This window comes from Anabaena sp. WA102, assembly GCF_001277295.1.
Lineage (GTDB): Bacteria > Cyanobacteriota > Cyanobacteriia > Cyanobacteriales > Nostocaceae > Dolichospermum > Dolichospermum heterosporum.
Genome location: NZ_CP011456.1, coordinates 2,341,151 through 2,353,285, shown reverse-complemented (window position 1 = coordinate 2,353,285; position 12,135 = coordinate 2,341,151). Strand labels below are relative to the sequence as shown.

Below are 12,135 nucleotides of genomic sequence, written 5' to 3'. Positions count from 1 at the left end.
TGGTGACACTAACATCATGGTTGAAGTATTACCTAAATATCATCCTGATGGGATACACAAGTCACTGTAGTAGAAATTGCTTCGTGATTTTAATTACCTTGGTCTAGTAGTAGATTCAGATAGATTAATGCTTTAAAAAAGGGTTATTTAGAAAAATATATACTTTTTTTATACAACCTCGATTCTCTAATCTACTTATAGCAAGGTGACACATAAAATACTGGCTATACAATACCCACAAAATTAGATAAACAACCTATGATCATCAATTCTACTCAAGTAGGTGAGATACAAATGACACCATCAAGATATTCTCGGCTAATTAATTTTCTCCAGGAAGATTTGGCAATTTCCGCTGCTTCCCTCGCTGTAGCATTACGTAGCCGTGATCAAGATCCTGGTTCTTTAACTATGACTCTTTGGCAATATGGGTTAATTACACTAGAACAGTTGGAACAAATTTATGATTGGCTAGAAACAGCGTAGGGAAGAGGCATGGGGGCAGGGAGTAGGTGCAGAATTTACCCATTACCTATTACCTATTACCCATTACCCATTACCCATTACGAGTCTAATAACTATTGGGCAAAAACTTTTGCTGCTGCTGCTATACCAGCACCGGGGGTGAAGTTTTCATGACCAACTTGTGGAAGGACAACTTCTAGGGAAGCGATACAACTCAGAATGTCTCTATCGCACACAAAACCTAAGTGACCTATGCGGAAAATTTTATTACTCAGATGGTCTTGTCCACCTGCTAAAGCAATATCAAACCGTTTTTTCATCAAAGAACGAATTTTATCGGTTTCGATGCCTGGAGTAGCTACAGCGGTAATGGCAGGACTGGCACATTCATCTGCGGCAAACAATGATAAATTTAATGCTTTCATTGCCGCACGAGTGGCATTTTTTTGGCGTTCATGACGGGTAAAGATGGATTCCAATCCTTCCTTTTTCATCATTCCCAAGGTGGTATGTAGTGCCACCATTAAGTTGACGGGAGGGGTAAAGGGAGTGGTATTTTTAGCGGTGGCTTTACGATATTTCCCTAAATCTAAATAATACTTAGGCAATTTTGCGGTTTTGTAGGCTTCCCAGGCTTTAGGACTGACGGAGACAAATCCTAAACCGGGAGGAATCATGTAACCTTTTTGTGAACCAGAAGCAACTACGTCTAAACCCCAAGCATCTACAGGGACGTTGTAAGCCCCTAAACTGGTGACAGCATCAACAATAATTAAAGCCTCTCCATGTTCTTTAACGTGGCGGTTGATGGCTTCTAGATCATTAATGACACCAGTTGAGGTTTCGCTGTGGGTGATAATGACGGCTTTGATTTCTTTGTTGGTATCAGCTTGCAGTTTGGCTGCAAATTGGGCTGGGTCTAAGGGTTGTCCCCATTCTGCGGTGATTGCTTCTACATTTAAGCCAAAGGCTTGACCAACTTCTACCCAACGTTCACCAAATTTACCATTAGAACCGACTAAAATGCGATCGCCTGGAGAAAGAAAATTAATCATTCCCGCTTCTACAGCCCCAGTCCCACTGACATTTAGCATCAATACATCACTGCTGGTTTGATGTAGCCATTTGAGGTTTTCTGTCACCTCTGCCATCATGCTACTAAATTCACCGCTGCGGTGACCAATAGGGTGTTTAGCTAATGCTAGTAAAGCTGCTTCTGGAACTGGGGTAGGACCAGGAATCATCAGCATCAATTTATCGTCCATGTTTGTGTCCTAGTTGAAAATTTCAATACAATCCAAATTAACCCCTCTAGGGGATAAAAACACAAAAAAACCTACTCAAATTTTTCGTAGGAATGCCAGTTTAAAACTGTATTAAGCAGCCCCACTTTTGCAGGGCTGAGTTTTGTCTAAATGGAAATAGACATTCATCATGAGCAATCTACTTTATCACCAAAATGGTTAATAGACCAACGGTGATCAATGATCAGAGAGGACGATTGAAAACTTTCTTCTAGTCGCTTTTGTTGGGATGCAGCTTTTCGCAGGGTAACAATTAGTTGGTTAACTTGATTGCGTAGGTCTTCGTTTTGACCTAGAGAAGTCATGGTTTGTCTTTCTAAAAGTTGAAGTATAAGTTCGTAATGGATAGGAGAAGGTAAAGGAATTGGCTCCATGTAGTTTATTATGAAGTTGAAACTTAGGGATGCTTAATTTTTAACTTAGTTAAAGTTTTGTTAACCCCAAATTAATTCTTACACAAGAAATAAATAATTGCAGTTATTAAGCAGGAGATAGCCGGGGAAAATGAGAATTTTAGAGGAAGAAGCAACAGGTAACAGAAAAACTCATGTTTAAAAACATGAGATGGAAATACTGATTTTTGACTAAGCTTTAAAATCTGAAACTTTAGTTTTTTCTGTTCCCTGTTCCCTGTTCCCTGTTCCCTGTTCCCTGTTCCCTGTTCCCTGTTCCCTGTTCCCTGTTCCCTGTTCCCTGTTCCCTGTTCCCTGTTCCCTGTTCCCTTTTTCGTAACCCTTGTTTTATATGGAATTCAAGACTGTAATTAAGCAAAGAGATTGGCTATTGCTAATTGAGGATCTGGTTGTTTTACCAAGGATTCACCAATCAGTACAGCGGATGCACCTGCTTTTTTAACTATACTTAAATCCTCTGGGTGATGCAATCCTGATTCGCTGACGACAAGAATGTTTTTTGCTTGTAACTGTTCACCTCTAGCTGTGAGTAATTGACAAGTTGTTTGTAAATCAACAGAAAAATCTTCTAAATTGCGATTATTAATGCCAATTAAAGAAACACCATCTAAAGCTAAAACTCGATCTAGTTCTTCTAAATTATGCACTTCTATTAAAGTTGCCATTTTTAGGTTATGAGCAATTTTGATAAAGTATTGCAAATCTTGATCATTAAGGATGGCTGCTATTAATAAAACTGCATCTGCTCCATGAATTCGCGCCCAATACATTTGGTAAGGATAGATAATAAAATCCTTGCACAGCAAAGGTAAATCTACTGCTGAACGGACTAAGGATAGATTTTCAAAACTACCTTGGAAAAATTTAACATCTGTGAGAACAGAAAGACAACTAGCTCCACCTTTTTGATAAGATTGAGCGATCGCTACTGGGTTAAAATCCTCCCTAAATACCCCTTTACTGGGAGAAGCTTTTTTAACTTCAGCAATTAAAGCCGGATGAGTTTTACCTTGACGTAAAGCAGCCACAAAATCACGAGTTGGTGGTGCTGATAGGGCTTGTGTTTGCAATTCTCGCAAAGGTAGCCTTTCTCGCATTTGCTCAACTTCTGTTTCTTTCTGCCAGACAATTTCTTCTAAAATATTATTTGGTGCAGCCCCTTCTATAGCAGATCGATATTGAAGTATAGAAATATTAATAACTGTGCTAGGTGAACGACGACGGATTTGCATATTTTTTAAGGAGTTCAGAAGGTAGGGGCGCAGGGCCTGCGCCCTTTGTCAGGAGTCAGGAGTCAGGAGTCACCGAGTCAGGAGTCAGGAGTTCAGAAAGAAGAATCAAGAAGAAAGAAAATTTTTCTCTTCCCCATTACCTATCACCTGTAACTCCTTAATTCTTCTATTAACTAACCAATGCCCGTTTATAAGCTTCATCTAAAACTTCTGAAAGCGTTGGATGAGCGTGAACTAGGTAAGCAAGAGTTTGGATAGATTGACGACTGGCAATAGCGGCGGCGGCTTCATGAATTAAATCTGAGGCGTGGGGACCAAAGATATGTACACCTAAAACCTCGCCAGTATCTTTACGATAAATTACCTTCGTCATTCCATCAGTATCATTTTCCGCCAAAGCCTTGGAATTACCTTTAAAGTAACTCTTACTGGTGGCGACTTCAAAACCTTCAGTTAAACCCAAAGCATGGGCGGCTGTTTCAGTCAATCCCACATAGCTAACTTCTGGATGGGTAAAAGCGGCGGCAGGAATGCTGCGGTAGTCAACAGTTTTGTGACGACCCATCATATTTTCTACAGCAATAACACCTTGAGCCGATGCCGCATGAGCCAACATCATTTTGCCAGTAGCATCACCAATAGCCCAGAGATGGGGGATAACCTCCCCGTCTGATAATACCGCCATATTATCATTTACAGGAATAAAATTACGGCGATCAAGAGCGACTCCCACAGAATCTAACCCAAGATTTTGCGTAGCTGGAACGCGACCGGTAGCGACCAAACAAGCATCAACTTCAAGAACTTCTAAATCTTCCTTAGTTTCAAAGTCAGCCAACTCAATGATTACTGGTGAACCAGGAATAATTTTTTTAGCGTAGATACCGACTTTGGTTTCAATATCACGGGGGTTAATTAAGACCCGTTCTGCCAGTTTAGCAATGTCTCGATCAAATCCTGGCATTAACTCACTCAGGGCTTCAATTAAGGTGATTTCACAACCTAAAGCCGAGTAAACATCAGAAAATTCTAAGCCAATGTAACCGCTACCAATAATCGCCACCCACTTGGGTAGAGTTTCTAATTTAACGCCTTGGTCACTGGTAAATACGGTTTTGCCGTCTACTTCAATTCCGGGAGGAACGAAGGGAACAGAACCAGGCGAAAGGATAATATCTTGGGCTGTGATGGTTTTCTCACCTTTGTCTGTGGTGATGGTAACTTTTTGTGTACCAGACACCTTACCCCAACCCCGAATAATCTCCACTCCCAAGCGCTTGAGACTGTTGGTTAAGTCCCCTTGAATTTTGGCAACGAGATTGTTAGCATGATCAGCGATCGCTTGTCGTTCAAACTCCACATTACCAATTTGAATTCCCAAAGACTTGAGATGATGGGCATTACGTAATTCCCTCACCTTTCCTGAAGCCGCCAGTAATGCCTTAGAAGGAATACAACCCCTGTTTACACAAGTTCCTCCCATATCTCCAGCTTCAATAATCGCCGTTTTCAGACCGCAACTGATAGCGTGTAAAGCAGCACCATGTCCGCCCACACCAGCGCCGATAATCACTAAATCGTAATCAAATCCAGGACTCACTTTTATTTCCCCGTTATCTTCGCCTATTTATTATCAACTTAACTTTTTTGTGTAACTTTCTCAAATTAACAAAAAATAACGGAGAAGCTCTTGTGTCTCCCCGTTATTTTTTGTGAGTGTTTAATTAGAGTAAGCCACAAAATAAATGATCCTGTTTTGTCATGCTGAGTGCAGCGTTCGCGGAGCGTGGCGTTAGCCAAACTCTCTAATCTCAAGAGATTCTTCACTACACTTCGTTTCGTAATGCCTCTGGCACGCTGCGCTAACAGAATGACATTGGGCATTTCTTTTTGTGGAGTTCTCTTAGAGGGTGTTTGAAAAGTTATGGTTGATGTATCAAATATTTTTTACCCCACCCTAACCCTCCCCTTGTAAAGGGGAGGGAACTGGATTTTTATTGTTTCCCCCCTTTACAAGGGGAAAGGGGGGTAGCAATGTGATGAAAATTACGGAATACCACTTTTCAAACATCCTCTTAATTATGTTTGAGACTAGTAGTTCGTCAAATTTATTTTGACAGGTAATGATCGGAAAAAACTTCTGTTCTTCCCTCCCCTACCCCCGGTGCCTCTCTTCTCCCCCTGCTTGCCTTCACCCGTCATTTTCGGGTTGACAGACTACTAGTTGACCGCTGCTCTCAATTCTTTTAGCACCTTACCAATTTCCACAAAATCTTGGTTTTCTGAAAGCTGTTGCAAAGTCACCGGACTACTTTCTTGGATAATTTGGTTGTAGGTATTAATAGCATTATGCAAATCGTTGATATCTACCTCTACGCTTGGCAAAATATTATTATCTGACTGAGCAATAACTGGGCTAAATTTTAAAGCTTTAGTGCTGGCCACTAAATATTTTTTTGGTAACTGAACTGAACCGGAACTTTGTGTAGTAGGACGGGGAGCAGGGATGATTTTAATTAAGGTGAATATAAATCGTCCTGCCAATGCTGGACTAACACCAGCCTGCCTTAATATCTCCGTAAATCTATTCGATTCACCCCGTCTGATTGCTTCCGGCTGCCTGAAAGCTACAAGAACTTTACTATTTTCCTTGGTGAATATATTGATGGCAACACGATTGAGTTTGTCTTGACGCTCTGCTGTAATTCTAAGTGAATTTCCTCGTGATGTGCGGACAATGGTAACAGGACTGCCACTTTGACCTCCGGCATTCCCCACACTAGGACTTGTATTACCAGAGCCAGTAGTGCCACCACCACTCATGCTCCCACCAGTCCCCACACTAGGACTCGTATTATCATCGGGATTGGAATCAGTATTACCATTGGAGCCAGTAGTGCCACCACCACTCATGCCCCCGCCAGTCCCCACACTAGGACTCGTATTATCATCGGGATTGGAATCAGTATTACCATTGGAGCCAGTAGTGCCACCACCACTCATGCCCCCACCAGTCCCCACACTAGGACTCGTATTAATTGGTCCAATGTTTCCACCACCACTCATACCACCTGCTGTACCCAGACTAGGCGAAGTTTGGGATTGGCTTGGTTGCTGCCAATTGATTGCCAGTAGGGGAGTGAGAGTGAGAGCCAGAATAAAAGTTCTGATTTTTAACATGGTGATTTTATCAGGATTGAAGTGTTTATTTAGGGTTGGCTGAATAAAGGTAGAAACAATAACAGATAAGGTGTTCAGACTTTTTCAACCAGATCTATTTGGGTAAGAAATTGAAACCATAGCCTATGCTGAGAACAAATACCGTACCGCCCAAGCTAGTATCTGTGAGATCTGCACCTACGGCATTAATTGTCAAGGGAATAGTAGATATAGGGACGAAAGAAGCTCCAACGTTGAAACCAACTCCACTCCAGCCCATACCCACACCGATTTGGGGATGAACTTGTACCCCAACTCCAGCAAATACACCCGTATTTGCATCACCTGTGCGAAAATCGCCACCACCGGCTCCTATGGAAAAGGAAATGGGCATTTTATTAACAGTATCGTTAGGCTTTAATAGGGAGTAACTTGTAACTACACCATAGGCACTGGAAGGTCTAACTGATTCCCCTTTAACGTGCTGTGCAAAAGACTTCCAGCCAGCAGCCGCAGCTATTTGAGTGTTGCCTTTAGCATAGACAATGCGGTTAGCTTTGAGGTCAAAAGTTCCGTTGTAGCCAAAATTTTTGATACTACCAATGTTGTAGCCAAGTTCTAGACCAACTAGTTTCCGGGCATCTCCTAACCCAAAACCCATACTGATACTCCCGTCTGGTTGAGTTCTAGCTTTACCAGTGGTTGCTGCGGATGCCCCTAGGAAAACGTCACCCCAGGTAGCTCCAAAGGCGCTTGGTGTAGCAAAGGTAAGCGAAGGAGAGTAAGTACGTTTGAGTGGAATTACTTTGACCAGAGGGTCAACTAGTAAATATTGGCGTAATTTATCAGTATTAAGTTGACGTTTATCATTTGGTGCTGAAGTATCTGTTTGAGCAGTGATCCATGATTGTTTTTGATAAAGTAGAGGTTCAATCTTCCGCCCTGACTCTACGTTTTTCGCTAAGACATCTTGGAGATCCGGCAAGTTAGTCTTTAATTGAGCTTGATCAGTTATTAATTCTTTACTGCTATGGGTTTTAGGAGTTATTTCATTTGTTGCAGAAGCAGGGGTAACTGAAAGAGCGGTGATAGCCCATATATAGCTTAATAAAGTTGTACCTATGAACTTTAGCCAATTTGGGCGTAATAACATACATAAAAATTTTGTTTTTCTCAAAATTCTACTCCTCACGACGGTTATATGCGCCCGAATGTATATTAGAGTAATTCCCGAAAAACAGTAATGTACAGGATAAATTATGCTATTTTTATGAATTTTCCGTGAATTTATCAGGATAATTATGAACTTATCATGAGAATGTCAAAAACCTTTTCAGGTTAAGTAGGTTGGCGTTGAAAATTGTCGTTGGGGTAAGGGAACAGGGAACTCTTAACTGGGAACAGGAAAAGAGTTTTGAGTGATTTTACTTTTCTTCACATACCTTTAAATTTTTCTGTTCACCTACTTACGCCACGCTATCAGCAAACCCTATTTAATTTTTAATTGGGATATTCAAAAAACACCATTTGAGGGACTAATAAATCATGTGCTAATTTCCCGATTCCTAAAAAATTGGTTTCTGTTTCATAAACTCGTACAAAGTCGTCAATAACCAGATTGAGGGGAATTTTTTGACCTTGACACCATTTTTTAGCTGATTCTGGGGCTAGATTTACGGCTTTGAGATGTTGTAATGGTGTGTCTGCGGATATAGGTTGAAATGTGCTGTTTTCGATTTCGGTGGCTAAGTCTGTAAAGCTGAGACTGGTTGGAAGCTGGAAACTGCTGCTTTGTGTGCGAATTAGGGCAGATAGAGTGCCACCTGTGTTGAGTATTGTACCTAAATCACGAGCGATCGCCCGAATATATGTTCCCGCCCCACAAGATATGGCTATATCTAATTCAGGAAAATCTCCGTCTCGCCAGTCTAACACCTGGATTTGGGCAATTTCGACTGTTCGCACCGGAACTTCGACTATTTCCCCTTTTCGGGCTAAATCATAGAGGCGTTTACCATCAACTTGAATGGCGCTGTAACTGGGGGGGATTTGCTCAATTTTACCGATAAACTGGGAAAGGGACGTTTTGATATTTTCTAAATCTAATCCTGGACAGGGTGCAGAGGTAATAATTTCCCCTTCTAAATCATCTGTAGTAGTTTGTATTCCTAGCCGGACAGTGGCTTGATAAGCCTTTTCTCCCGGTAAATATTGTAATAATCTGGTGGCTTTACCCAAGGCTATCGGTAATACTCCGGTAGCTTTAGGATCTAAAGTTCCTGCGTGTCCGACTCGTTTCATCTTCAGTAGTTTTCGGACTTTGGCTACGCAGTCATGAGAAGTCCAGTCAAGTGGTTTGTTTAAATTGAGAAAGCCTTGCACAAGTTTAGATTTTAGGGTTGAGATTTTTTATTTTCACACAAATAGGAGTTCAGAAATATCGCTAACGCCACGCTACGCTACCAAAAGGTAGGGGCGCAGGGCCTGCGCCCATTCGGGAGTATGGCTAACGCCACGCTGCGCTATCAGGAGTTCTTCAAGAAGTCGGGGATCTAAATTAAATGTAATAGAGAAACACCAATACCTAGCAGCCAAAATCCAAAATGGACGATAGTATGAGCAAGTTTCTTTTTAACAGGTTTGCTGTCTTGAAGATTACCTAAAATTGGTGCTAATTTGAGATGATCAAGGGACTGGACAAGGTTTAAACCCAGGGACTGACTAGAAATACTTTGAGCGTAGGCAGCGTTCAGATAAGGCAGATATTCTGGTTTTCCGGCTATGTAAGTTTGAAAAAAGGGTAAACTTAACGCATTCATGTAATCATGGGCTTGGGAAGCATCACCTACCATATCTGTTGGTAATGCCATTTGTGTACTGTCAGGATTGCTATTACCAATGGTAGAAAAATGAGTACCACCAAGTAGCATAACTAAGTATTTTTCGGGATGAATAATCCAGGAAAAAGGGACAATTTGCTCATATAAAGTTGGGGCAACTGTGTCTTCACTACTACCGACAATCATGACTGGGGTATGAATTTGGCTTAACCCGGCTTGTCCGAAAATAGAACTGGTAATCGGATTAACAGCGATCGCCGCCTTGATTCTGGTATCTTGTAAATTGTAATCTTGTCCTGACTGGTTGGGCAATTCTAAAGCCCGACATTGCAACAATAAAGACATATTCCAAGTATTTCGCAATTTGTCAGGATGACAGTCTGCTTGTAGTTGGGAAAAGTTAATTTTTGCCCCCGCTAAAGCTAAGGCAGTATAACCTCCTAAAGACTGACCAAATACTCCCACTTGTTGTAAGTTCAGCCGTTGCTGAAATTGTGAATCTGACTCTAATTGATCTAAAATATATTTGATATCTAAAGGTCTATCTTTAAATTCATTAGGGTGTGTAACTTGATTACTATTACCATTTATTAAAGATTTTAATTGTTTAGCATCACTACTGGGATGATTGGGAATTACTACAGCAAACCCATGTTTAACTAAATGATCTGCTAAATAACGAAAGTTACTACTATCCAAACCTAAACCATGAGAAATCACAATCACAGGTACAGGATTTTGGCTATTAGGAATATATATTTCTGTAGTTAAATGCCGATTACGGACTACATCAAAGAACTTAATTATTTGTTTCTTGGTCGATAAAATTACTGGATTTGAAAATCTTGGTAATTGAGAAAAATTAGGATAAGAAATTTGATCAGCTTCTAATTTTGATGCTTGGATTAATGCGGAAATAGTTGTTTCCGTATCGTTGATCATTTTCTCTAACTCACCAGCAACTTTTAGGCTGGAAGCCACATCAATCTTAATATTATTTTGAGGATATTTGCGTAATAAATTTAATAAATTTAATCCTTCCGGTTCAGCAGCAGCAGCAATTAAAGCTGTACGTAATGACCAAGAAGTAAATTTTGAATAATCAGATTTAGGTTTAATTAACCCTGCTAATCTTTGTAAGATAAATTTCCCTTGTTGGGTGTCAAGAAATTGGGAAGTTACAGCCGGACTAATTTTCAGTGGTTGAACTAAAATTTTCCTTAATTCTTGCAGTTTGTTTGTAGGAATATATTGATAATAGCCTGCTAAATCTGCATTAATTATCCCATATTTTGCATAGCTTTCTAAGGCACTAATAGGGATAGAAATTTCTAGTGCTGAATAGGAAGCATGAATTTGTTCTGCTGCCATAACCGGGTTACTTATCCCAAATGTTGGCAGCAATATGGACAAAATCAGTATTAGAGAATTTTTTATGAGGGTGCTGCCCCAATTACCAAACATATTCATCGCTTAACTTTTGTGGTGATGTTGTTGAGCGAGGCTCAAATTTTGGTAGTGATTCAAACACCCTGTTAAACTATTCTCAATAGTGCCTATCGCAGACTACACAAACAAAATTTCAGACCGTTTGCGATTAGTTTGCTTTGAATTGCTAAGACTTCTTTTAAGATTATAATAAGTACATGAATTATCTACATCGGTATTTATTATGTATTTTTCCTGATTAATAAAATCTAAATAATGCTAATAAATCCTATTAATTAGGTTCGCATAATGCAATAGATATAGAACCAATGACTACAAAAAATGCCCCAATAACACCTACTAAAGAAATATTTTCTGGAGAGATAATATTAGGAGTAATTACGGACATCAGCCAACCGGAAATTAAAGTAATAATCGGAGCTAAAGCTAATACAGCACCCACTCTTGAGGCTTGCCAATGTACTAAAGATTCAGCAAAAGCACCATAGGCGACGAGGGTATTTAAAGCGCAAAATATCAAAGTTGAAAAATAGAAAGTATCCAGGGTGAAAATTGTGTGAGTTTTTGCCAATGGCGTGAATAATAAAGCACAGCCACCGTAAATAATCAACATAATTTTTGCTGAAGATAACGATTGCAATAACTGTTTTTGTGATAAGGCATAGATAGCCCATGCTATTGCCCCGAAAACAATCAAGCCGCTACCTAGTAAATATTCACCTTTGGCTGTGATCAGATTAACTAATTGGGCATGAAAAAATAGTGCAAAACCCAAAGTTAGTACAGCTACACCTAGCCATTGATACAATGTATAACGTTCGTTAAAAATGACTAATCCACCGAAACTTAATAACACACTAGATAATTGAATGATCACCTCAGCATTAGCTGGAGCGGTCAATGCTAAACCTTGCATAAATAGAAAATAGTTAGCAGCTAAAAATATAGTAGCAACTACTAATAATTGCCAAGAGGTAGCACGTAATTGTTCTAAGGTTGGTAATTGTTGCTGAAACAACAAATAAATTGCCAGTAAGAGGAAGGAAGTTAAAAAGCGAAACCAAATAACGGTGTAGACATCTAGCTCTTGTAGTGTTACCGTCAAAGCCAGAGGTAAAACTCCCCATAAAAAGACAGTTACCAGTGATAAACTTAGACCCAAACGCCAACGACCAGAACTTTGATGCATGATTAATAATCACTAAGGGAGACACATCATTTTTGCATAATAATCAAGTACCAGGAATATTTAATTACTTCTGTCCATTGGCTA

10 protein-coding genes are annotated in these 12,135 nt (G+C 40.1%); 1 reads left to right on the top strand and 9 read right to left on the bottom strand.

From position 1 onward, the window contains the following. Positions 1-258: 258 nt before the first annotated feature. Positions 259-486, top strand: a complete 228-nt coding sequence (locus AA650_RS10185) for a DUF2949 domain-containing protein (protein ID WP_053538936.1) — start codon at positions 259-261, stop codon at positions 484-486. Positions 487-578: 92 nt separating this feature from the next. Here AA650_RS10185 and AA650_RS10180 read toward each other — a convergent pair whose 3' ends face one another. The 9 genes from AA650_RS10180 to AA650_RS10140 all read right to left on the bottom strand — a co-directional run bounded on the left by AA650_RS10180 (position 579) and on the right by AA650_RS10140 (position 12,051). Then, complete coding sequence (locus AA650_RS10180; RefSeq protein ID WP_053538935.1) at positions 579-1,730, bottom strand: pyridoxal-phosphate-dependent aminotransferase family protein; 1,152 nt, start codon at positions 1,728-1,730, stop codon at positions 579-581. 167 nt (positions 1,731-1,897) lie between these two features. Continuing rightward, on the bottom strand, positions 1,898-2,143 hold the full coding sequence (locus AA650_RS10175) for a DUF5340 domain-containing protein (RefSeq protein WP_039202208.1): 246 nt from the start codon (positions 2,141-2,143) through the stop codon (positions 1,898-1,900). A gap of 389 nt (positions 2,144-2,532) precedes the next feature. Continuing rightward, complete coding sequence (trpC, locus tag AA650_RS10170) at positions 2,533-3,414, bottom strand: indole-3-glycerol phosphate synthase TrpC (protein ID WP_039202207.1); 882 nt, start codon at positions 3,412-3,414, stop codon at positions 2,533-2,535. 169 nt (positions 3,415-3,583) lie between these two features. Next, a complete protein-coding gene (gene lpdA / locus AA650_RS10165) occupies positions 3,584-5,014 on the bottom strand; it encodes a dihydrolipoyl dehydrogenase (RefSeq protein WP_053538934.1) in 1,431 nt (476 codons plus the stop codon). Positions 5,015-5,634: 620 nt separating this feature from the next. Beyond that, complete coding sequence (locus tag AA650_RS10160) at positions 5,635-6,594, bottom strand: hypothetical protein (protein WP_053538933.1); 960 nt, start codon at positions 6,592-6,594, stop codon at positions 5,635-5,637. A gap of 94 nt (positions 6,595-6,688) precedes the next feature. Continuing rightward, the gene (locus AA650_RS10155; protein ID WP_234413354.1) at positions 6,689-7,726 is read right to left on the bottom strand and encodes a hypothetical protein; all 1,038 of its coding nucleotides are present in this window, start codon (positions 7,724-7,726) and stop codon (positions 6,689-6,691) included. Between the two features lie 347 nt (positions 7,727-8,073). Continuing rightward, positions 8,074-8,955, bottom strand: coding sequence for a tRNA pseudouridine(55) synthase TruB (truB, locus tag AA650_RS10150; protein WP_053538931.1), 882 nt, complete (start codon positions 8,953-8,955; stop codon positions 8,074-8,076). A 170-nt stretch (positions 8,956-9,125) separates the two neighbouring features. After that, complete coding sequence (locus tag AA650_RS10145) at positions 9,126-10,883, bottom strand: alpha/beta hydrolase (RefSeq protein WP_053538930.1); 1,758 nt, start codon at positions 10,881-10,883, stop codon at positions 9,126-9,128. Between the two features lie 250 nt (positions 10,884-11,133). Then, positions 11,134-12,051, bottom strand: a complete 918-nt coding sequence (locus AA650_RS10140) for a DMT family transporter (protein ID WP_053538929.1) — start codon at positions 12,049-12,051, stop codon at positions 11,134-11,136. Positions 12,052-12,135: the final 84 nt, after the last annotated feature.

Bases quoted from the DNA above. Each gene is read 5' to 3' on its own strand.
- AA650_RS10185 (WP_053538936.1), top strand. From the start codon at position 259: ATGATCATCAATTCTACTCAAGTAGGTGAGATACAAATGACACCATCA.
- AA650_RS10180 (WP_053538935.1), bottom strand. From the start codon at position 1,730: ATGGACGATAAATTGATGCTGATGATTCCTGGTCCTACCCCAGTTCCA.
- AA650_RS10175 (WP_039202208.1), bottom strand. From the start codon at position 2,143: ATGGAGCCAATTCCTTTACCTTCTCCTATCCATTACGAACTTATACTT.
- trpC (WP_039202207.1), bottom strand. From the start codon at position 3,414: ATGCAAATCCGTCGTCGTTCACCTAGCACAGTTATTAATATTTCTATA.
- AA650_RS10160 (WP_053538933.1), bottom strand. From the start codon at position 6,594: ATGTTAAAAATCAGAACTTTTATTCTGGCTCTCACTCTCACTCCCCTA.
- AA650_RS10155 (WP_234413354.1), bottom strand. From the start codon at position 7,726: ATGTTATTACGCCCAAATTGGCTAAAGTTCATAGGTACAACTTTATTA.
- AA650_RS10145 (WP_053538930.1), bottom strand. From the start codon at position 10,883: ATGAATATGTTTGGTAATTGGGGCAGCACCCTCATAAAAAATTCTCTA.
- AA650_RS10140 (WP_053538929.1), bottom strand. From the start codon at position 12,051: ATGCATCAAAGTTCTGGTCGTTGGCGTTTGGGTCTAAGTTTATCACTG.